At 65.0% G+C, this 21,484-nt stretch carries 22 protein-coding genes; 13 read left to right on the top strand and 9 right to left on the bottom strand.

The window, feature by feature from the left end; genetic code table 11:
- Nucleotides 1-14: 14 nt before the first annotated feature.
- Genes FJ936_RS10630 through FJ936_RS10610 form a run of 5 tightly spaced genes read right to left on the bottom strand, consistent with a single transcriptional unit; the run spans nt 15 to nt 3,063 of the window.
- The gene (locus FJ936_RS10630; RefSeq protein ID WP_041163518.1) at nt 15-446 is read right to left on the bottom strand and encodes a DUF4440 domain-containing protein; all 432 of its coding nucleotides are present in this window, start codon (nt 444-446) and stop codon (nt 15-17) included.
- On the bottom strand, nt 443-1,498 hold the full coding sequence (locus FJ936_RS10625; protein WP_140792228.1) for an aldo/keto reductase: 1,056 nt from the start codon (nt 1,496-1,498) through the stop codon (nt 443-445). The genes FJ936_RS10630 and FJ936_RS10625 overlap by 4 nt, the downstream gene beginning before the upstream one ends.
- On the bottom strand, nt 1,495-1,848 hold the full coding sequence (locus FJ936_RS10620) for a TIGR04076 family protein (protein ID WP_140792226.1): 354 nt from the start codon (nt 1,846-1,848) through the stop codon (nt 1,495-1,497). The genes FJ936_RS10625 and FJ936_RS10620 overlap by 4 nt, the downstream gene beginning before the upstream one ends.
- Before the next feature lies 1 nt (nt 1,849).
- Nucleotides 1,850-2,332 (bottom strand): DUF3830 family protein, encoded by a 483-nt coding sequence (locus FJ936_RS10615; RefSeq protein ID WP_140792224.1) that lies wholly within the window; start codon nt 2,330-2,332, stop codon nt 1,850-1,852.
- On the bottom strand, nt 2,329-3,063 hold the full coding sequence (locus FJ936_RS10610) for a GntR family transcriptional regulator (RefSeq protein WP_140792222.1): 735 nt from the start codon (nt 3,061-3,063) through the stop codon (nt 2,329-2,331). Before FJ936_RS10610 ends, FJ936_RS10615 begins: the two co-directional genes overlap by 4 nt.
- 125 nt (nt 3,064-3,188) lie before the next feature.
- On the opposite strand from FJ936_RS10610, the gene FJ936_RS10605 reads away from it, so the two are divergent.
- From FJ936_RS10605 to FJ936_RS10585, 5 genes are read left to right on the top strand one after another with little or no spacing between them, the layout of a single operon-like run.
- Complete coding sequence (locus FJ936_RS10605) at nt 3,189-3,989, top strand: ABC transporter ATP-binding protein (protein WP_140792220.1); 801 nt, start codon at nt 3,189-3,191, stop codon at nt 3,987-3,989.
- Nucleotides 3,986-4,735 carry an ABC transporter ATP-binding protein gene (locus FJ936_RS10600; RefSeq protein ID WP_140724478.1) on the top strand — a complete coding sequence of 250 codons (750 nt, stop codon included), beginning with the start codon at nt 3,986-3,988 and terminating at the stop codon, nt 4,733-4,735. Before FJ936_RS10605 ends, FJ936_RS10600 begins: the two co-directional genes overlap by 4 nt.
- Nucleotides 4,732-5,640, top strand: a complete 909-nt coding sequence (locus FJ936_RS10595; protein ID WP_140792218.1) for a branched-chain amino acid ABC transporter permease — start codon at nt 4,732-4,734, stop codon at nt 5,638-5,640. Before FJ936_RS10600 ends, FJ936_RS10595 begins: the two co-directional genes overlap by 4 nt.
- Nucleotides 5,637-6,620: a branched-chain amino acid ABC transporter permease gene (locus FJ936_RS10590; protein WP_181171260.1), complete on the top strand. Its 984-nt coding sequence runs from the start codon at nt 5,637-5,639 to the stop codon at nt 6,618-6,620. The genes FJ936_RS10595 and FJ936_RS10590 overlap by 4 nt, the downstream gene beginning before the upstream one ends.
- Nucleotides 6,617-7,921 carry an FAD-dependent oxidoreductase gene (locus FJ936_RS10585; RefSeq protein WP_140792216.1) on the top strand — a complete coding sequence of 435 codons (1,305 nt, stop codon included), beginning with the start codon at nt 6,617-6,619 and terminating at the stop codon, nt 7,919-7,921. Before FJ936_RS10590 ends, FJ936_RS10585 begins: the two co-directional genes overlap by 4 nt.
- A gap of 21 nt (nt 7,922-7,942) precedes the next feature.
- On the opposite strand, the gene FJ936_RS10580 is transcribed toward FJ936_RS10585, so the two are convergent.
- Genes FJ936_RS10580 through FJ936_RS10565 form a run of 4 tightly spaced genes read right to left on the bottom strand, consistent with a single transcriptional unit; the run spans nt 7,943 to nt 12,278 of the window.
- Nucleotides 7,943-8,599: a GntR family transcriptional regulator gene (locus FJ936_RS10580; protein ID WP_140715250.1), complete on the bottom strand. Its 657-nt coding sequence runs from the start codon at nt 8,597-8,599 to the stop codon at nt 7,943-7,945.
- Between the two features lie 15 nt (nt 8,600-8,614).
- Entirely contained in the window at nt 8,615-9,916 is a 1,302-nt protein-coding gene (locus FJ936_RS10575) for an aspartate aminotransferase family protein (protein WP_141906536.1), read from the bottom strand.
- Nucleotides 9,917-9,921: 5 nt separating this feature from the next.
- On the bottom strand, nt 9,922-10,980 hold the full coding sequence (locus tag FJ936_RS10570; RefSeq protein WP_140792212.1) for a phosphotransferase: 1,059 nt from the start codon (nt 10,978-10,980) through the stop codon (nt 9,922-9,924).
- Nucleotides 10,977-12,278, bottom strand: coding sequence for an ArgE/DapE family deacylase (locus FJ936_RS10565; RefSeq protein WP_181171430.1), 1,302 nt, complete (start codon nt 12,276-12,278; stop codon nt 10,977-10,979). The genes FJ936_RS10570 and FJ936_RS10565 overlap by 4 nt, the downstream gene beginning before the upstream one ends.
- A gap of 178 nt (nt 12,279-12,456) precedes the next feature.
- Between FJ936_RS10565 and FJ936_RS10560 the strand changes: the two genes are divergently transcribed.
- The 8 genes from FJ936_RS10560 (at nt 12,457) to FJ936_RS10525 (ending at nt 21,478) form a co-directional block, all read left to right on the top strand.
- Nucleotides 12,457-13,104, top strand: coding sequence for a GNAT family N-acetyltransferase (locus FJ936_RS10560; protein ID WP_141906535.1), 648 nt, complete (start codon nt 12,457-12,459; stop codon nt 13,102-13,104).
- A gap of 68 nt (nt 13,105-13,172) precedes the next feature.
- Nucleotides 13,173-15,815 carry a LuxR C-terminal-related transcriptional regulator gene (locus FJ936_RS10555; RefSeq protein ID WP_246680448.1) on the top strand — a complete coding sequence of 881 codons (2,643 nt, stop codon included), beginning with the start codon at nt 13,173-13,175 and terminating at the stop codon, nt 15,813-15,815.
- A gap of 80 nt (nt 15,816-15,895) precedes the next feature.
- A complete protein-coding gene (locus FJ936_RS10550; RefSeq protein ID WP_140792206.1) occupies nt 15,896-17,017 on the top strand; it encodes a class II histone deacetylase in 1,122 nt (373 codons plus the stop codon).
- 4 nt (nt 17,018-17,021) lie between these two features.
- A complete protein-coding gene (gene urtB, locus FJ936_RS10545; protein WP_141906533.1) occupies nt 17,022-17,879 on the top strand; it encodes an urea ABC transporter permease subunit UrtB in 858 nt (285 codons plus the stop codon).
- Nucleotides 17,876-18,859 (top strand): branched-chain amino acid ABC transporter permease, encoded by a 984-nt coding sequence (locus FJ936_RS10540; RefSeq protein ID WP_140792202.1) that lies wholly within the window; start codon nt 17,876-17,878, stop codon nt 18,857-18,859. The genes urtB and FJ936_RS10540 overlap by 4 nt, the downstream gene beginning before the upstream one ends.
- Nucleotides 18,859-19,563: an ATP-binding cassette domain-containing protein gene (locus tag FJ936_RS10535; protein ID WP_140792200.1), complete on the top strand. Its 705-nt coding sequence runs from the start codon at nt 18,859-18,861 to the stop codon at nt 19,561-19,563. The genes FJ936_RS10540 and FJ936_RS10535 overlap by 1 nt, the downstream gene beginning before the upstream one ends.
- A 2-nt stretch (nt 19,564-19,565) precedes the next feature.
- The gene (locus FJ936_RS10530) at nt 19,566-20,267 is read left to right on the top strand and encodes an ABC transporter ATP-binding protein (RefSeq protein WP_140792198.1); all 702 of its coding nucleotides are present in this window, start codon (nt 19,566-19,568) and stop codon (nt 20,265-20,267) included.
- 41 nt (nt 20,268-20,308) lie between these two features.
- Entirely contained in the window at nt 20,309-21,478 is a 1,170-nt protein-coding gene (locus FJ936_RS10525; RefSeq protein WP_140792196.1) for a substrate-binding protein, read from the top strand.
- Nucleotides 21,479-21,484 lie beyond the last annotated feature (6 nt).

Genomic DNA, 21,484 nt, shown 5'->3' with positions numbered 1-21,484 from the left:
ACGTCTGGAAAGTCTCAGTGTTCCGGCACCTGCAGCCAGGTTTCATGCAGATGCCGCCATTGGACGCCGTTGGGCGCCGATGAACGGGTGGTGAAGACCGCGCTCGACTGGCGGCGGCTGTGCTTGCCCGCGCGCAGCTGCGCCTCGACATAGAGGACGACGATCGTGTCGCCATCCTGCCAGCCGGGCCGGATGTCCTCGATCGAGATGGCAAAGCCGTCGTCGCAAGTGGCGCGGCTGGAGCGCACATGGTCGATCACGGCATCGCGGTCGAGGATCTGGCCGCCTGGTGCGATCATGGTCAGGCCTTCGCCCATGACGGCTTCGAAGCGGCCGAAATCCACCTTGTCGGCGCGCGAGGCGACGAACCAGTCGACGAAAAAGCGATGCAGATCGACGACTTCGGCGCTGGCCTGCGAAAACAACCTGTCGTCCATGGTCTTCATATCCGGCCCGCGTTGAGATTGTAGTGCATGATCGAGCCGTGGCGGCCGTGGCGGTCGCGCTCCAGCGTGTAGACATCTCCCTCAAGGCCGTTGCCCCTCGCTATCACGGCTGCAATCCGCGCACGGTCATCGGCGTCGAGTACGACATCCATGATCTTGGCGTTGGCCAGCGCATGCGCCTGGTTGCGGGCACCGACGATGACCGCGGCCACTCGCGGCTGCTCCAGCACCCAGGCGCTGGCGATGGTGGCGATGTCGACGGCGTGGCGGTCGCCCACCGCCTTCAGCGCGCGAAGCAGTTGCTGGAACAGGTCCCAGCCGCCGAAATCGTCGATGATCAGCTTGTACTTGACCAGCGAGCGGTTTTCGAGCGGCGTGCCGGGTTCGGCGACACCAAGCCATTTGTCGCTGAGAAAGCCGCCGGCCACAGAACCGTAGCAGAGAAAGCTGACGCCGTTTTCCTCCGCAAGCCCGGCGAGGCTGTTCGCCGGACGCTGGTCGAGCACCGAATATTGCAGCTGCTGGCTGACCAACGGGATGCCGGCTGACAGAATTTCGGCAAGCCGGGGCGTATCGAAATTGGTGGTGCCGAGATTGCGCAGCTTGCCCTCGCGCCGAAGCTCGTTGAGCCAACCCATCGCCTCGATATAGCGCGGCTGCGCATAATCCCACCAGTGAAACTGCACGAGGTCGAGCCGCTCGGTCTTAAGCCTGCGCAGCGACTGGTCGACGATGCCCCTGATATAGTCGCGGCTGATCGTAGCGAGCCGTTCAAGGTCGGGCACGAGCTTGGTGTGCACCTTCATTTTGGCGGCTGCATCGAGACCACGCTCATTGGCCAGCCGCAAGCGCGCGGCGCCGATCAATTCCTCGACGCCGGTGTAGATATCGGCGCAGTCATAGGTCCAGATGCCGGCATCGAAGGTGGCGATCAGGTCGCTTACGGCCTGACTGCGATCGATGGCGCCATGGCCGCCGGCCAGTTGCCAGCCACCGCGTATGACGCGCGAAATCGCGTAGCCCGGGCTGAGCTCGAAGGTTTTGACACTCATCTCTCGTCATTCCCCTTCGGCAACGGCACGGCCGTGGTTTCGGCATGACTGAACCGCCGCTTGGCCAGCCTGACGATCCGCAGCCTGCTGGCGCAGTTGGGATCGGGACAGGCGATCTCCGCGTCCGAGGTCATCCAGTCATTCGGGTGGGTCGGGCGCTGCTTCGCCGCCAGCAGCGGCAGCACCGCCGAGATCGAATAGATCGAAAAGCCCTGCCCCGCCGGCATCGACAGCATCTCGCCCTTGAGCTCGAAATAATCGCCGGCTCTGGCGCCGCAATAGATCGGCTTGCCCCGCGGAATGACCGCCTCGACGCGGAGATCGAAAAGCTCGAAACTGTCGTCAGCCATTTCAGGCCTCCACCAAGCTGAAGGTGATGTCGCAGGCGCCGTTGCGGCGGATGATGCCGCAGGCAGCCGCGAATTGATCGCGCTCCTCGGGCTCCACCTGCGCGACGACGCTGCCGGCCAGCCAGCCGATCGGGAACAGCAGACGCGCGCCCTGCCCGTAGAACAGGCCGATGTCGAAGATTGCGTTGGGGTTGCCGCCCCACATGCGCGGCGGCACGTAGGACAATACGATGTCGCCCGGCTGCGGCGTCAGGGTCGCGTTCTCCGCCGGCAGCGGCTGGGCATAGGCCTGCCCCTCGAGATCGGCTGATGGAACCGGGCAGGAGATCTCAGGTCCCGTCCACATGGCGTGAATGGCGGGGACGACGCGTGGCGTGGCGAGATGGGTTGTGAGAAAGGCCGCGTTCTCCGGCGCCTTTTCCGGCAGCAGCAGCGCCGTGACGGAAAGCTTCGAGCGTGGCTCGCTGATCCGGATGGAGGTCATGTCTGATCTTTCCCAGCCGCGGATTGCAGCTTGCTGCGCAGGAAGGTGAAGGGCCGGCTGATGTCGGCGACCAGTGCTTCGCGCGCCGCCCAAGCATCCTGCGTGGCCAGCGCCTCGACGATGCGGCGGTGATACTGGGCGGTGTCGACCTCGCCGGCTTCCGAGAAAGCGTAGATGGCGACGCGGATGCATGGACCTGATTGCAGCCACAGGCTCTCGATCATCGGGATCAACACGGCCGAGCCGCAGGAGCGATAGATCTCGAAGTGAAAGCTCTGGTTGAGCGTCACTTCGCGGTCGACATCCTTCTTGTGTTTCAGCGCCCGCATCTCGTCCCACTCGCCGAGAATGGTTTCGATGGTGGTGATCTGGCGCGGTCCCATGCGGGCGGCAGCCAGCGCGATCGCCTCGCCCTCGATCAGGATGCGGGCGCGCAGGAGATCGTCGAGGCGTTCCAGCGTGATTGGCGGCACGCGCACCGAGCGGTTGGGCAGCGCCTCCAGCGCCTTTTCCGTGATCAGCCGGCCAAGCGCCTCCCGCACCGGCATTGTCGAAGTGACCAGCGCATCGGCCAGACCGCGGATGGTCAGCACCTGGCTTGGTTCGAACAGGCCACCGATCAAGGCGCGACGCAGTTCGGAATAGACGCGATCCTGCACCGTCTCGCGGCCGACCGGCGCGAGCTGGGCCGCGATCGCCTCGTTGTTTTTTTCGATGGCAGCCTTTTGCATGGAATCCGTTATCGGCGGGTTTTCGGCTTGCGGATGAAATTAAAGCCGAATAGCGTGATCAAAGCAAGTGTGATCACAAATCATAATCAGAAGACTTCGACGACCGTCTTCGGCCAGAGGGTTTGATGAGCGAGGCAGCGGAAAGGCAGGGGAAGGAGACCCGTGTCCCGGTTCTGACGGCAAGCAACGTCGTCAGGCGGTTCGGCGGCCTTGTCGCCGTCAACGATGTCTCGTTTCATGTCAAAGCCGGCGAAATCCTCGGCCTGATCGGACCCAACGGGGCCGGCAAGACGACCATGTTCGACCTGCTCGCAGGCAGTATCCTGCCGACCAGCGGCGACATCCTTCTCAACGGCACGCGCGTCTCCGGCGAAGCCGCTCATTTGCGCATCGGCCGTGGGCTCGGCCGCACCTTCCAGATCCCGCGCCCGCTGCCCAATCTGACGCTGATCGAAAACATCATGCTCGCGGCACAGGGCCAGGCCGGCGAAAAGCTGCTGGCTAACTTCCTCACGCCGTGGCGGGTGGCGGCACAGGAAAAAGCCGCCCGGACGAAAGCCCTCGACCTGCTCGAACTCGTCACCCTCAGCCATCTCGCCCATGAGCCGGCGCGCGTGCTGTCCGGCGGCCAGCGCAAGCTGCTCGAACTTGCCCGGGTCATGATGGCCGACCCGGCGATCATCCTGCTTGACGAACCCGCCGCCGGCGTCAATGCGACGTTGCTCGAAGTCATCATCGACCGCATCCGCGACATCAACGCGGGCGGCATCACCTTCCTGCTGATCGAGCACAACATCGACATTGTGACGCGGCTCTGCCACCGCGTCCTTGTTATGGCGAGCGGCCAACTGCTGAGCGAAGGCACGGCAGAAGAGGTCGCGCGCGACCCGCGCGTCATCGAGGCCTATCTCGGAGGCACCGCATGAGCGAGACCGTCCTCGATGTACGCGACCTCGAAGCCGGCTACGAGCCCGGCGTGCCGATCGTGCGCGGCGCCTCGATCACCGTCGACAGAGGCGAGATCGTCGTCGTGCTCGGCCCCAACGGCGCCGGCAAGTCGAGCTTCATCAAGGCGATCGCCGGCCTCGTGCCGATCACCGGCGGCACGGTGCTGCTGGACGGCAGGGACATCACCGCCGCGCCGGCCCACACCATGGTGCGGCTTGGCCTCGCCTTCGTGCCGCAGACCGAGAACATCTTTCCGCTGATGTCGGTGGAGGACAACCTCAAGGTGTCCTGCGGCATCCTCGAGCGGCGCGATATCCCGGCCCGCATCGAGGAAATGTACGCCGCCTTCCCCGACCTTGTCCGCCAGCGCCGCACCGCCGCCGGCAATCTGTCGGGAGGCCAGCGGCAGATGCTTGCCGTGGCGCGGGCGCTGGTCGTCCATCCCAAGGTGCTGGTGCTGGACGAGCCGTCCGCCGGCCTGTCGCCGAAGTTCGTCGCGATGGTATTCGAGATGCTGGCCGGCATCCGCAAGTCCGGAGTCACCATCCTTTTGGTCGAGCAGAACGCCAAGGCAGCGCTTGCCATCGGCGACCGTGCCTATGTGCTGGCCGAAGGCAAGGACCGGCACGAAGGCATAGCCTCCGAATTGTGGAACGACCCTGTCGTCGCCGAACTCTATCTTGGTCAGCGCCCTTCTCACGCAGGTAAGGGAGGCGCGGCATGAGCCTGCAATTCATCGTCGACGGATTGCTGACCGGCTCGATGATCGGCCTCGGCGCCATCGGCGTGACGCTCACCTATTCGATCCTGCGTTTCTCCAACTTCGCCCATGGCGACTTCATGGCCTGGGGCACCTATGCGACGCTGGCCGTGGTCAGTGCCATCGGTGCGATGTTCGGCAAGGTGACGCCGATCGGGCCGCTGTCCTTCGGCTGGCCGCTTCTTGTTGCCCTGATCGTCGGCATGGCATTCACCGCCTTGCTCGCACTGCTGCTCGACAAGATCCTGTTTTCGCGGCTGCGCTCGCAGGGCCAGGCGATCATCGTGGTGATGGCGAGCTTCGGCGCCTCGATGGCGCTACGCAGCCTGCTCGAATTCACCTTCACCTCACGGCCGACCTATTTCAGCCGGGCGATCCAGATCGCCATGCCGGTCGGCTTCGGCATCCGCATCACGCCCGACCAGATCGCATTGCTCGTGTTGACCGCCATACTCGTGCTCGGCGTGCATCTGTTGATGACGCGCACGCAGACTGGCCGCGCCATGCAGGCCTTGAGCCAGAACGCGGCACTGGCCCGCGTCGTCGGGATCGACGTTGCCAGCGTGGTGCGGGTGACGTGGATCATCGGCGGCGCGCTCGCCTGCGTGGCTGGCGTGATGATCGGCATCCTGGTGCAGATCCGCCCGTTCATGGGCTTCGACATGCTGCTGCCGATGTTCGCCGCCGCCATCCTAGGCGGCATCGGCAGCATCCCGGGCGCGGTGCTCGGCGGCCTGATCATCGGTCTCGCCGAAGCCGGCGCGGTGCAGCTGATCGGCGCCGAATGGCGCGCCGCCGTTTCCTTCGTCATCCTGATGGCTGTGCTGTTCGTGCGGCCGATCGGCCTTTTCGGAGTTCGGGAAAGATGATCGATCTGGTCGGCTACGGCGCCTTCTTCCTGACCACGGCGCTGATCTTCTCACTGGTCACGCTGGGGCTCAACCTGCAATGGGGCCTGACCGGCCTGTTCAATGTCGGCCTGGCGGGCTTCGTCGCCATCGGCGCCTACACCTCGGCGCTGCTGACGACACCGGACGATCCCGCGCGGCTCGGCGGCTTTGGCCTGCCCATCCTCGCCGGCTGGGTGGGTGCCATGATCGTTGGCGGCATTGCGGCCGCGCTTACCGGCATGGCGACGTTGCGTCTTAGATCCGACTATCTGGCGATCACCACCTTCGGCGTGGCCGTCGTCGTGCAATTGGTCGCGCTCAACGCGCAGAAACTGACCGGCGGACCTTTCGGCATCGGCTTCATCCCGCGCCCCTTCGGCGGCCTGGCGGAGACGCCGCTGCTGTTCAACCTGTCGAACCTCGCCGTCGTCTGTGCTGTGACGCTGATTGCCTATCTCGCCTTGGAGCACCTGTCGCGCAGTCCGTGGGGCCGTGTGCTGAAGGCGCTCCGCGAAGACGAGCGGGCGGCGATTTCTCTCGGCAAGAGCGCGCGCTTCTACCGCGTCCAGGCGTTTGCCGTCGGCGGCGCCATCATGGCGCTGGCCGGCGCGCTGCAGGCGCATTTCACCGGCTTCATCGCGCCGGACAATTACCTGCCGATCCTCACCTTTCAGGTCTGGGTGATGCTGATCGTCGGGGGCTCGGGCAGCAATCTCGGCGCGGTCATCGGCAGTGTCCTGGTCTGGGGGATTTGGGCCGGATCGGGCACGCTGACCAGCGTGTTCTTCCCGCCCGAGCAGCAGGCGCGCGCCGCCTCGCTGCAGATCGTCGCCATCGGCGTGATGCTCTGCGTGATCCTGCTGATGCGGCCGAACGGATTGTTCGGCGACAGGCCGCTGCGGACGCGCTTCGGCAAGCGCAAGCGGATCGCCACGGACAAAAGCGGTTCCGGTTCATGAATGCCCTGGTCCGGCAGAGTGCGAACGGCACTTCGCTTTGGCATGCCATCAGCCGCGATCGCCGCAAGCGGCCTGCGCTGAGTGGCAACCTCGATGTCGACCTTGCCATTGTCGGCGGCGGATTTTCTGGCCTTTCAACCGCATTGCACGCCGCCGGAAAAGGACTTTCCATCACCGTTCTCGAAGCCGAGATCATCGCCTGGGGCGCGACCGGCAGGAATGCCGGTTTCGTCGTGCCGAACTTCGCCAGGATGGATCCCGATGGCATCCTCGCGCATCTTGGCCCCGAGCGCGGCGAACGGCTCATCGATTTTGCCGCCGGCAGTGCCGACCTCGTCTTCGGCTTGATCCGGCGGCACGGCATCGACTGCGACGCGGTGCAGAACGGATGGATCCAGCCGGCGCACTCGCCGGCGGCCCTGGAGAAGGTCAAATCCCGCGCGGACCAATGGGCGCGGCGCGGCCGGCCTGTCGTCACCCTGGATCGGCAAGAGGTCGAAGCGCTGACCGGCGCGCGCGGCTATGTCGGTGGCTGGATGGATCGTTCCAGCGGCGTGCTCAATCCGGTCGCCTATGCGCGGGGGCTCGCCGATGCGGCGGAGAAGGCCGGCGCGAAGATTTTCGAGCACACGCCGGTCACCTCGATCGATCGCGTCGCCGATGGTTGGGCACTTCAAACACGGTTGGGCCTGGTACGCGCGGCCAAGGTGCTGATCGCTACCAACGCTTATGGCGGGTCGCTCGATCCGTTGCTGCGGCGAACCTATATTCCGCTGAAGGTCTTCCAGATTGCGACCGCGCCCCTGCCGCATGAAATCCGAACGCGTCTGCTGCCTGGCGGACAAGGCGTCGGCGACACCAGGCGCAACCTCTTCACCTTTCGCTTCGACGCCGACAACCGGCTGATCAGCGGCGGCATGCATATTCTTGGCGCCGGCGCCGATACGCGCGTGCCGCAAACAATCTGGCGACGGCTCGGCCGGCGCCTCGACCTGCCTGATTTGCCCCCCCTTGCCTACAGCTGGTCGGGGATGGCGGCGGTCGAACCGGATTTCCTGCCGCATCTCCTGGACCTCGGACCGGGGCTGATCGCCGGTCGCGCCTGCAATGGACGCGGCATTGCCATGACCACGGCGATGGGCAAGGTGCTGGCCGACTGGGCCGCTGGAACCGAAGCGCGTGATTTGCCGCTGCCCTTCGCACCGCCGGCGCCAATTCCGTTCCATGCCCTGCTGCGGCACGCGCCCAACATGCTGCTCGGCTGGAGCATCCTGCGCGACCGGATGGACGAGACGGCATAGGCTGACCGAGCCTGCCCGCGATCAGTGCGCCATGTGGAGATTGTCGCAGAGGACCGCGGCCGCCACGGAGATATCCTCTTCAAGGGAAGCCCGAACGGCCGGGCCGTTGCGCTGTTCCAGCGCGGCGACGATCCCGCGGTGTGCGTCATTGGATTGCGGAATGTAGCGATCGGCCCGCATCAGGAGCTTGAGATAGGGTCCGACTCGCCCCCAGAGATCGCGGATCATGTTCAAGAGGATCGGCGCGCCGGCGTGCTCATAAATAGCAAAATGGAAGGCTTCGTTCAGGGCCAGATAGGCCGTGGCGTCCTGCGCCTCGATGGCCCGCTGCATGTCGGCGAGCGCGGCTTGGATGTCGGCCAGCCCGCTTTCAGTCATCCGTGACGTGGCCATCTCGCCTGCCAGTCCCTCGACGGCGATGCGGATGCGCGTCAGTTCCGAGAAGGCGGGCGCGGAGAGCAAGGGCACGATGATCGAGCGGTTGTTCTGCATTTCCAGAAGTCGCTCGGCGACCAGTCTTTGCAGCGCCTCGCGGATCGGCGTCGTCGAAATGCCAAAGCTCTCGGCAAGCTTGCGGATGACCAGTATCTGGCCCGGGCTGAAGCCGCCCGAGATCAACTCCTGCTTGAGCGCGCCGTAGGCCCGGTCATTGAGGGTTTGATGCTCGAGCTTCAGCATGCGTGCCCGCTCAGCTCACCAGTTCGACAGTGCGCGATCGAGCGCCTCGGCCAGCTGCTCGGCATTGTCCCTGGCAAAGGGCAGTGGCGGCCTGATCTTCAGCACATTGCCGCGTGGACCGCACGACGAGATCAGCACGCCGTCCTCGCGCATGGCTTCAACGACGGATGAAGTCTTGGCAGCAGCAGTGGCCTCATCCTCCGCCATCAGCTCGACGCCGAAATAGAGGCCGTTGTGCCTGACATCGGCGACCATGCCGTGCCGGCTCTGCAAGGCGCGCAGCAATTCTCCTGTATAGGCGCCAACCGTCCGCGCGTTCTCGATCAGCCCCTCGCCCTCGATCACATCGAGCACGGCGATGCCGACCGCGGCGGCGACCGGATTGCCGCCGAAAGTGTTGAAGTAGCCGGTGTTCGAACCGAACGAGCTCACCAGCTGCGGCCGCACGATCACCGCGCCCATGGGATGCCCGTCGCCGATCGGCTTGCCCATGGTGACGATGTCAGGCGCGAGGCCATAGTTGGCGAAGCCCCACATGCCCTGGCCGAGCCGGCCGAAACCGGACTGGACCTCGTCGGCGATGACGATGCCGCCGGCCTTCCTGACATGATCGGCCGCCTCGCGCATGACGGAAGCCTCGGGGAAGAAAATGCCGTCGCTGGAAAAGGCGGAATCAAGCAGCAGCGCCGCCGGGCGGATGTTTTGCGCGCGCATATCCTCGATGGCAGCGGCGACATTTCTGGCGAAATCATGCGCGGCGCGGCCGCCGTCGCGGAACGTGTCCGGCGCCGGCACGGCCCGATGCTGCGCGGGCACGCCCGCTGCCCCGACCGCAGCCGGCGACAGCCGTGCTGTCGCGATGGTCGCGCCGTGGTAGGCGAAGTCGGTGATGATCACGCCGGTGTTGCCGGTCGAGTGCTGGGCGATGCGGATGGCGAGATCGTTGGCCTCGCTGCCGGTGCAGGTGAACATGGCATGGCCGAGATGGGAGGGAAGCGTACCGAGCAGCCTTTCCGCGTAGTCGAGGATGATCTCGCTGAGATAGCGCGTGTGCGTGTTGAGCGTGGCGGCCTGCCCAGACAGCGCCTCCACGACGCGCGGGTGGCAGTGTCCGACGGAGGCGACGTTGTTATAGGCGTCGAGGTATTTTCGGCCTTGGGCATCGTAGAGCCAGACACCGCTGCCACGCACCAGATGGATCGGGCTGCTGTAGAAGGCGCGATAGGTCGGCCCGAGCAATCTGGCGCGACGTTCGAGCAGCGCTTGCTCGGATGCCGCCGAATCGACATTTGCAGGATGTGGCGAGGACAGGGACACGGCATCTACTCCGGCTTGGAATGGTCGAGAAAATAGCGGCGGGCGTCCGCGGACGACAGTCCGTCCAGCCGCTCAAGCGAGGCCCAGACCTCGGTGATGAGGCGCAGGACATAGTCGCGCTTGGCTGGAAAACGCTCGGCCTGCCAGCTGGCGATGTTGGCGATGAGTGCGAGGCGGGCACGAATGAGGTGAAAGAGGATGCCAAGTTCTTCGATCTCGAGCGGCTGCACGGACTGATAGCCGGCGACGAAGCGCGCGGCGGGCGCCAGCGGATGACCTTCGGCCGGCCAGCGATAGACGGCCCCGATGGCGAGATCGCAGATCAGCGGCGAATGGATCGTGTCGCCGAAATCGAGGATGCCGTTGACCATTTCCGGTCGCGAAGCGTCCATCACCACATTGTAGGAGTTCATGTCGTTGTGGACGATCTGGGCGCGCAGTCCGGGAATAACCGGCGCCGCGTGCTCCTCGTAGGCGTCGATGGCGCGCTCGACCATGGCGCGGTGGCCGGCATCGACGATATGCGCCAGCATGGGCCGCGTCTTGGCGACCTTGCGGATGTCCCACAAAAGGTCGCTGCCGGCGGCCGGATGGAAGAAGCCGCGCAGCGCCCGGCCAAGCCGGGCGAGGAAGATGCCGAGATTGCGATCCTGTGCCGATGAGGTGGGCGAGCGCGAAAGCAGCTGGCCCGGCAGATAGGTGACGAGCCGCACGATGCGCGGCACCGATCCGCCGAGGTCGACCATGAACTGCGCTTCGCCTTCAAGGCTCTTGCGCACCGAGGGAACCGGCAAAGCCGGGTCGACGATCAGTATGTGGTCGAGCGCCTTGTTCTGGAAATCGGTGAAATCAGCCTCTTCCGCCGGATGCGAGACCTTCAGGACAAATTCGCCCTCGCCTTCCGTCTGGATGTGAAAATTGTGGTCGCGTTCGCCTGGCAGCGTGCGCGCGCTGCCAGTGAGCCCATAGTGCCGACGCAACAGGGCAAGCGCCTCGGCGATCGAGACATCGGGCGCATCGTCCGCGAGCGTCTCGCCGAAAGCATCCGATGCGGCCGCGTTCATGGCCTGACCTCGGCATCGATGGGTTCGAGGCCGCACCAGTCGGCGATGAAGAGCGCAATGGTCTGGGTGACCTTGCGCACGGAATCGAGATCGACAGCCTCGTCATAGCCATGCGGCATGCGGCAGATCGGGCCGTAGACGATTGCCGGCGTGTCGGCATAAAGGCCGAAGAAGCGCGCATCGGTGGTCGCCGAGGTGACATGTTCCGTCAACGGCTCACCCCACACGGCGGTGTGGCTGCGGCGCAGCACGGCTTCCATCTCGTCGGCGCCTTCCAGCACATAGCCCTCGGCCATGAAGCCGTTGTAGGTCATCCTGGGCGGGCGATTGGCGAGGAACGGATCGGCGCGGGCGGCATCGGCGATGCAGGCCTCGAGTTCGGCCCTGGCGTCCTCGAGCTTCTGGCCGGGATAGGTCGCGACCCGCATCTCGAAGACGCAGCGGGCGGGAACGCTCGATGTCCATTCGCCGCCTTGGATCTTGCCGAGGTTGAATCGGATCGGGTGCGGGTGATTACAGAAATGCCTGTCGTCAACCTTTCTGGCATTCCAGACGATTTCGAGCTGCTTCAGCGCCTGGATGATGAGGAAGGCCTTCTCGATGGCATTGGCGCCGGCGGAAAAGGCGCCCGACGCGTGCTGCGGATCGCCGTCGACCTCGACCCTGAACCAGATCGGCCCAACCTGCGCCCGCATCAGTCTTGGTTCCAGCGGTTCGGGAATGAAGGCGGCGTCGGCGCGATAACCGCGCTGCAGGCAAGCAAGCGCGCCATTGCCGGTGCACTCCTCCTCGACCACCGACTGCAGGAACACTTTCGCCGCCGGCTGATAGCCGAGGCCGCGCAAGGCGGCCAGCGCATAGAGACAGGCCGACAGGCCGGCCTTCATGTCGCCGGCGCCGCGCCCATGCATCCAGCCATCCTCGATCGCCGGATCGTAGGGATCTCGCACCCAGCGGTCGAGCGGTCCGGTCGGCACCACATCGATATGGCCGTTGAGGATCAGCGAGCGACCGGTGACGTTTTTCGGCGTGTGGGTGGCGACGACGTTGAACGCGTCATCGTAGGAAACCGCTACGGGCGAGAATCCAGGCAGGTCGCGGATCGCATCGACATCGACACGCCACATATCGACCGCATAGCCATTGGCTTCATAGGCGGCCGCCATGAAGGATTGCGCGGCGTGTTCCTCACCACGCTGCGAGGGAAAGCGTACGAGGTCCGCCAAGAAGGCGAGCTGGCGGTCGAAGCCATCGTCGACCGCCCGCAAGATGGCCTCGTCCGCAATTCGTTCAGGCATGATATTCCGCTTCTCCATGGATGGTGTATCATATCTCATATGCCATTCTTCGAAAAGGCAAGGCGACAGGCGGGTCAAAATCATGGCCCACCTCTGGAGCCACTTGGCAGGCGGCCGCAGAGTTGGCATCAGCTTCTTGACATGCCGGCTAAGCTGCGCGGCGGAAGACCGAGGACAGATGCAAGTCACTGAAGGCTCATTGCCGGATGAAACCACCGATCTCGTCCCGGGCTACCGGCGCGTGCCGGCAGGCAAAATCATCAATGCGGTGACGTGGATGGAGGCACGTGCCCCGGTGCCCGGTCTCGCGCATCCGCTGGCGATGACCCGCGTCACCAAGCCCGATCCCGCCGTCTACCGCGCAGTCTTCCTCGAGATCGGCGCTCCCTGGCTCTGGGACCGCGCCGCCGAAATGTCGGACGCCGACATCGCGGCGCATTTCGCCGACCCACGTCAGCATCTCTACTACGGCCATGATGAGAGTGGGGGCCATGTCGGCATGGTCGAATTCTCGGTCGCCGACAGCAACGAGATCGAGATCACTTATTTCGGCCTGTTTCCCTCCTTGACTGGCCAAGGCTTCGGCAAACGGCTGATGGCGGGCGCGCTCGACCAGGCATGGCGCCTGGGCCCCGTCCGCATCTGGCTGCACACCAGCAGCTTCGATCATCACAGCGTTATCGGTTTCTACCGGGCTTGCGGATTTGAACCCTATGCAACGGGGTTCGAAATCACCGATGATCCCAGGATCAAGGGCACCCTGCCGCGCGATTGCGCGCCGCAAATTCCGCTGATCGAAACGGAATGGGTGCCCGGCGCCAGATGAGACCGTCGTCGCAACCCGCCAGCCCGGCATCGCCTCACCATCGCCGGTGGGTACGGCGCGAGAGCATCTTGTCGAGGCTGGAGCGGCATGTCGACACGCGCATCGTGCTGTTCGCCGCGCCCGCTGGCTTCGGCAAATCGACGACGATGGCGCAATGGGCGGCCGAGGTCGCGCGCCACGGCCGGCTGACGGCCTGGCTGTCGTGCGAGGCGACGGACAATGACGAAGGCGCCTTCCTGTCGCATCTGGTGGGGGCGTTGCGCCATCTCGTCCAGAACCCGGCCGAGCTCGACCTCGCCTTCCAGTCGAGCCCCATCCCGCAACTCGACGTGGTGCTTGCGGCACTCGTGTCGGGTTTGGCGGCACGCCACGCCGACATCACCCTGTTCTTCGACGACTATCACGCCATCGATGCACCGGCGGTGAAGCGGTTCATGGAACGGCTGACCCGGCAGGCACCAACCAACGTCGTCTTCGTCATCGGTTCGCGCAACCTGCCCGAGCTGCAGCTCGGCAAGCTCAGGGTGCTCGGCGATATCTTTGAAATCGGCCCGGACGATCTGCGTTTCGCCTCGTCGGAAGCCGAAGCCTTCTTCAACGACAAGCTTGGCCTCTCTGTCAGCAGCGGCACGGTGGAAACACTGTGCTCGCGCACCGAAGGCTGGGCCGCCGGCCTGCAGCTCGCCTCGCTGTCGCTCGGTGCGGCCCATGCGCCCGAAACAGTCATCGGCAATTTCACCGGCGCCAACCGCAACGTCGCCGACTTCCTGATGGGAGAAGTGTTCCTGGAACTGCCGCCGGCGCTGGCGAAGTTCCTGCTCTATTCCTCGATTTTCGAGCGCTTCAGCGCCGAGGCCTGCCGCGCGGTGATGCGGGCGGCGGACGCCGAGGTTGCCATCACCGAGATCGAGACCCGCAACCTGTTCCTGGTTCCGCTCGACGAGGAACGGCGCTGGTTCCGCTATCATCACCTTTTCCACGACTTCCTCAGCCGTGAAATGGAACGGCGCGAGCCGGAGATGATCGCACCGCTGCACCTGGCGGCTTCGGAATGGTTCGGTGAACGCAAGATGCTGACCGAGTCCATCGGCCATGCGCTCGCCGCCGGCGACGAAGCCCGTGCCGCGGTGTTCATCGAGAACAACGCGCTCGAACTCATCGCCCAATGCCAGCTTCTCTATGTGCGCCAGCTGCTGGCGCTGCTGCCAAGGAAACTGATCGACCAGCGCATCCGGCTGCAACTCGTCGTGCTGTGGCTTGCGGTGCACAGCAGCCAGCCCGAGATTGCCCAGCAGACCCTCGCCAATGCGCGCCAGCTCGTCGAAACCGGGCCGACCGATAGCAAGGACCCGGGCACGCTGACCGGCACGACCATCGAGGCGGAACTCGAGGTCCTTGCAGCGGCCGTGCACAGCACGCTGGAACAGTTCGAGGACGCGCGCGACACAGCACTGGCGGCCCTGCGCATCATCGCCCCCGACGCGTGGTTCATGGAAGGCGCGACTGCAAACGTCATCGGCTACAATCTCTACGCGCTGGGCGACCTTGAGGGGGCACGCGCTGCTGTGGACGCGGCGCGCAAGGCCCATGAGCGAAGCGGCAGCCTGCTCGGCGTCACCATCGCCAACTGCTACATGGCCGTCATCGAGCGCTCGGCCGGCCGCCTGCCCGCGGCCGAACGGCTGCTGCGCAACGCGATCATCGAGGCCAGGACGCGGATCGGCGCCAACTCCTATGCCGAGGCCCTCGCCGGAACGCTGCTTGCCGAACTCGCCTATGAGACCAACGCATCCGGCGAAGCACTGGCGCTGGTCGAGAATCTCGGGCCGCTGATCGAGGGCGCAGCGGTCATTGTCTATCCCCTGGCCAGCGTGCCGACCTATGCCCGGGTGCTGCAGCTGACCGGTCGCGGCCAAGCCGCCCTCGACATGCTGGAGCGCGTCTACCAGCGCGTGCGCGGCTCCGTCTACCGCCGCCTCGCTTCGGTGCTGGTGCACGATCGCATCCGGCTGCTTCTTGACCAGAACCGCACCCCGGAAGCCCGCGCGCTGCTCGACGAGCATCGCCGCGAAAGCGGTGAAACCGCCTCTACCATCGCCAACGAATTCGAGTTCTTCGCCGAAGGCCGGCTGCTTACGGCGGAAAAATCCTACGCGGCGGCGGCGGCGATTTTCGACGCGCTGCTGGAGCGAACGAAAAGCAGCGGGCGCATGCGCCGGCACATACTGGCGCTGATCCTGCGCGCCAAGAGCGCCGGCCATGACCAGCGGGAAGCAGACCGCCATCTGCACGAAGCATTGCGCCTTGCGCAACCCTCGGGCTTCATCCGCTCCTTCGTCGACGAAGGCAAGTCTGTCGTCGAGGGTTTGATGCGGCTCCGGGCGGCCCAGGCAAAGGCCGACCCGTCACTGTCGGCCTATGCGACGCGCATCATCGATGCCGCGCAGACGATGCCCGTGACGACGCGCAAAACAGCCGCCCCGACGGTCGAGAAAGAACAGCTCACCCAGCGCGAGTCCGAGCTGCTGCACTTTCTGTCGGAAGGCATGTCAAATCGCGATATCGCCGTTGCACTGTCGGTAAGCGAAACGACGGTGAAGTGGCATTTGAAAAACATCTTCGGCAAGCTCTCGGTATCGAACCGCGTCCAGGCAGTGCGCGCCGCGCAGGTCGCCGCAAACCTCCGCACCCCTCCGAAAGGAGGGGCATAGATGACTGACATGGCCCCTCTTTAGGGTCGGGCCGGGCGATTGTTAGCCTGCTAGCGTCTGGTTTTTAGAGGATGCCGCGGATGGCGACAGGCTACGTTTTTCACGAACAGCTGATGTGGCATGATACTGGCTCCAGCGCCGACATGATGCCTCCCGGCCGTTTCGTGGAACCCGGACGCCACCTGGAATCGCCTGGATCCAAACGACGGCTCAACAATCTCATCCAGGTCAGTGGCCTGGCACGCCATTTGGTTCCGATCATTGCCGAACCGGTAACGGTGGAAGACCTGCTGCGCGTCCACACGCAACGCCACGTCGATGATATCAGGATGCTGAGCGAAGGCGGATCCGGTTTCGCCGGGCCTCAGGCACCGATCGGCCTCAACAGTTTCGACATCGCGCTGTTATCCGCCGGCACCACCTATGCCGCCATGCGAGCCGTGCTGACCGGCCGCGTCGACAACGCCTACGCGCTGGCGCGGCCGCCCGGGCACCACGCCGAACCCGACCAGGCCATGGGCAATTGCCTGTTCTCCAACATCGGCGTCGCCGTGCGGCGGCTGCAGCACGAGGGCCTGCTCGGCCGTGCCGCCGTGGTGGACTGGGACGTGCATCACGGCAATGGCACCGAGACGGTGTTTTATTCCGATCCGTCGGTGCTGACGATTTCGCTCCATCAGGACAATCTGTACCCGACCGGACGCGGCGCGCTCGTCGACAACGGCAAGGGACCCGGCGAAGGCTATAACATCAACGTCCCGCTGCCGGCCGGCAGCGGCACCGGCGCCTATGAAGCCACGTTCGACCGCGTCATCGGTCCTGCCTTGCGCGCGTTCAAGCCCGACCTCGTCATCGTCGCTTCCGGTTTCGACGCGTCCGGCTTCGATCCGCTCGGCCGCATGATGCTCAACAGCGAATGTTTTCGCCGCCTTGCCGCGCGCATGGTGGCGTTTGCGGCCGAAGTCTCGAATGGACGGCTGATGATGAGCCATGAAGGCGGCTATTCCGAGGGCTATGTGCCATTCTGCGGCCACGCCGTCATCGAGACGCTGGCCAATCACCGCACCGAGGTCGTCGACCCGCTGTCGGACCATATCGACGAGTGGTCGGGGCAGGACCTGCAGCCGCATCAAGCAGCGGTGATCGATGCCGCCGAGGGCCTGCTCGCGGACTTGCGCCAACGCCTCGCCAGCGCGGCCTGAAGCGATGGATTTTGCCATCACGACATTGCTCAATGCGCTGACGCTGATCAGCATCCTGATGCTGGTCGGGCTCGGGCTGGCGATCAGCTTCGGCCTGATGAACGTGACCAATCTGGCGCATGGCGAGTTTGTGACCGTCGGCGCCTTCGCGGTATACTTCATCCAGAGCATGGGCGGTTCGTTCTGGCTGGGCCTGGCGGCGGCGCCGATCGCCGGTGCCGTGGTCGGCTGCATCCTGGAATTCGCCATCATCCGCCATCTCTATTCGCGGCCGGTCTCGACCGTGCTCGCCACCTGGGGCGTCAGCCTGATCCTGCAGCAAGGGCTGGAACTGACCTTCGGGCTCGGCGCCAAGCCGGTGACGCCGCCGGTCGAAGGCACGCTCGACCTCTTCTTCACCGTCTATCCGGCCTATCGGCTGATCCTGATCGGCATCGCCATGGCGACCTTGCTCGGCGTCATCCTGCTGATCAGCCGGACGTCGTTCGGGCTCGACATCCGCACCGTCATCCAGAACCGCGAAATGGCGGAGGGCGTCGGTATCAACACGCGCCGCACTTACGCCATTGCCTTCACCTTCGGCGCGGCAATCGCGGGGCTGGCTGGGGGACTGGTCGCGCCCCTGGCGATCGTGCTGCCGCAGATGGGGGTGAACTATCTCGCCAACGCCTTCTTCGTCGTCATCGTCGGCGGGGTCGGCTCGATTGGCGGCCTCGTAGCCGGCAGCGTCTTCGTCGGCGGGCTGACCAGCATCCTCAACTACCAGATCTCGCCATCGCTGGCGCAGGCCATTGTGCTGCTGGCGGCCATCGTCGCCGTGCGGGTGCGGCCCAACGGCCTGTTCAACGGGGCGTCGCGATGATCGCCCGGGACCGCAACTGGCTGCTGATCTTCGCCGTCTGCGTGGCGCTTGCCATCGCCTATCCCTTCTTCGCCGACGGCTACCAACTGACGGTGATCCGCGACGCGCTGATCTTCGGCCTGTTCGCGGCGAGCCTCGACTTCTTCTGGGGCCGCACCGGAATCCTGTGTTTCGGCCACGCCGCCTTCTTTGGCATCGGCGGCTACATCATGGCATTGGTCACGCTCAATGACGCGATTCCTTTCGGCAGCCTGCTCGGCATCGTGGGCGCCATTGCGGGGGCTGCCTTCGTCGCCGCCATCATCGGTTACTTCCTGTTCTTCGGCGGCATCCGCGGCAGCTACTTCACCATCGTCACGCTGGCCATGGGCGTCATCTGCCAGCAGGCGGCCATCTCCTGGAGTTCGGTCACCGGCGGCGACAGCGGCCTGATCGGGATCCCGCCGATCGAATTCGATCTTGGCGGCCGGCATGTCGATCTCAGCCAGGACCTGTCGAGCTATATCTTCGTCGCGGTCATCGTGGCGGTGGCCGTTCTGTCGCTGTGGTCGATCAGCCGTGGCCGCTGGGGCACGGTGCTGACCGCCATCCAGGACAATGAGCTCCGGGCGGCGGCACTCGGCCACAATGCGCCGTTACGGCTGCTCGTCACCTTCATCCTTTCGGCAGCTATCGCCGGGCTTGCCGGCGCGCTCTATGTCTGCATGGCCGGGCTGGTTGCCCCCGATCTGTCCGGACTGCTTCTGTCGACGGAGGTCATTGTCTGGGTGGCGGTCGGCGGGCGCGGCACGCTGCTTGGCCCAGTGCTGGGCGCAATCTTCATCCAGCGCGCGCAGCAGACGATCAGCAGCTTCAATCCGAGCCTGTGGCCGCTGCTGCTCGGCTGCGTCTTCGTCATCATCGTCTTTGTCCTGCCGGACGGCATCCTGTCGATCTATGCGCGGCTGAAGAGCCTGTTCAAAGGCAGGAGGCAGGCCTGATGAGCGACGTCCTGCTCCAGGCCGAAAATGTCGGTATCCGCTTCGGAGGGCTGCAGGCCCTCGAAGGATTGAACCTGACGGTCCGCGACAAGGAGCTCTGCTGCATCATCGGCCCAAACGGCGCCGGCAAGAGTACCTTCCTCAACGTGCTGACCGGCACGTTGCGCCCGACCAGCGGCAGCGTCCATTTCCTCGGCCGCGACATTGCCGGCCTGCCGCTGCATCGCATCGCCCGGCTCGGCATTGCCCGCAAGTTCCAGATCCCGTCGGTCTTCCCGAGCCTCTCGGTTGAGGACAACCTCAAGGTCGCACGATGGGGTGCCCCCTCCCCGGCCCGGCCAATCGGTGAATTGATGGAACTGGTCGCGCTGACCAATCGTGCCGCCACATTGGTCGGCGAACTGGCGCACGGCCAGAAGCAATGGCTGGAGATCGGCATGGCGCTGGCCATCGGGCCACGGCTGCTTTTGCTCGACGAGCCAACCGCTGGCATGACGCCGCAGGAGACGCTGGCGACGGCCGAAATGCTGCTGCGGCTGAAGGGCGAGTTCTCGATCGTCGCGGTCGAGCATGACATACGCTTCGTGCGGGCGCTGAATTGCGAGACGCTGGTGCTGCACCAGGGGCGCCGGCTTCGCAGCGGTCCCTTCCACGACATCGAGGCCGACGAGATGGTCCGCGACGTCTATCTGGGGAGGCGCTGAGCATGCTGCGGACACTTGCCGTTTCGGCCGGCTACGGCCTGCTCCCGGTGCTGAACGGCATCGACCTCGGCGTCGCGGCGGGCGAAGTGGTCGGCCTGCTCGGCCGCAACGGCGCCGGCAAGACAACGCTGCTGCGCGTCATCGCTGGCGGCCTGAAGGCGAGCGGCGGCGCGGTGGTTCTCGGCGACCAGGATCTCACCAACGCGCCGGCCTTCCGCCGCGCGCGGGCGGGCATCGCCCATGTGCCGCAGGGCCGCGGCATCTTCAATCAGCTGACCGTGCGACAGAACCTGGAAGTCGGCACGCGCGCCGCCAAGGATCGTGGCGACGGCGACATTCCAGCCGACATCTTTGGCTATTTTCCCATCCTTCGCGAACGCGAGGCGCAGATCGCCGGTACGCTCTCGGGGGGCCAGCAGCAGATGCTGGCGATAGGCCGCGCGCTGTGCGGCCTGCCGTCGGTGCTGCTGCTCGACGAGCCTTCGGAAGGCATCCAGCCGAACATCGTGCAGTCGATCGCCGAGCTGGTGCCGCGCATCGCGCGCGAGCGCGGCATCGCCATCGTCCTGGTCGAGCAGAATCTCGATCTCGTCCTCAAGGCGGCGGACCGCTGCCTGGTGATGGAGAAGGGCAGGATCGTGCATGAGGGCACGCCGGAAGCATTCGCCGACGAGATCCTGCTGAAGGACCTCTTGGCTTTGTAAGGCGTGCATGGGGCGCGCCTGGACTGGAAGGGAACACAACAATGATAAACAGAAGAACTGTTCTGAAATCCGGCGGCGCCGCGGCCGCCTTCGCAATGGTCGGCGCGCCGGGAATCCTGCGCGCCGCAGACACGGTCAAGGTCGGGCTGTCGATCCCGATCACCGGGCTGCAGGCGATCCTCGGCGAGACGCTGCTCAACTGCTACAAGCTCGCCGCCGCCGAACTCAACGCCGCCAACGGCATTGGCGGGCGCCAGGTGGAGCTCTTCATCGAGGACAACCAGACCACGACCAAGGGCTCCATCGACAAGGCCCGCAAGCTCCTCAACGAGGACAAGGTCGACGTGATCATGGGAACGATCATTTCGCCCGAGCGCAGCGCCACGCTTTCCGTCACCTCGAAGGCCAAGAAGCTGTTTTTCTACCCGACCAATTTCGAGGGCGGCGAATGCAATCGCTACTTCGTCGCCACCGGACCTATCCCGATGCAGCAGGTAGACCCGATGATGCCGTGGGTGGCCGAAAACCTCGGCAAGACCATCTACATCATGGCGTCCGACTATGCCTGGCCGCAGAAAATGACCGAGGCGATCACAGCCGCCTATGAAAAGGCCGGCGGCAAGATTGTCGGCGCCGACTATTATCCGTTCGGCACCACGGATTTCGGCCCGGCCTTCCAGAAGATCAAGTCGCTGAAGCCCGACGTCGTGTGGTCGATGGTGGTCGGCAACGACGCCGTCACGCAGCTCAAGCAGTATCGCAGCTTCGACATGAAGCAGCCTCTGATCGCACCGCTCGACGAGGTCTTCAACAAGGACGCGCTGCCGCCTGGCGTCGCCGCCGGCACCTACGCGCCGCAGCCCTACTGGATGGCGCTCGACAACCCGGTCAACAAGAAGTTCATCGCGAACTTCCGCGAAAAATTCGGCCAGGAGAAGATGGTCAATGGCATCGGCGAGGCCGGCTATAACGGCCTGCATCTCTACGCGCTGGCGGCGGAGAAGGCCGGCTCGCTGAAGGACGACGATGTGCTCAAGGCGCTGCCGACGATCGAGTTCGATGCGCCACAAGGCAAGATCCGGGTCGATGCCAGCAACAACCACACGCTCTGCCATTCCTATGTCGGCAAGGCGGCGGCGGACGGCATCGGCTACGAGATCGTCAAGGATTTCGGCACGATCGCGCCGGTAACGCCTTACTGCAAGCTGTAGGCATCA

Source organism: Mesorhizobium sp. B2-4-13 (assembly GCF_006658535.1).
Classification (GTDB): domain Bacteria; phylum Pseudomonadota; class Alphaproteobacteria; order Rhizobiales; family Rhizobiaceae; genus Mesorhizobium; species Mesorhizobium australicum.
Note: the sequence above shows the minus strand (reverse complement) of the source record. Positions and strands in the feature narration are given on the sequence as shown.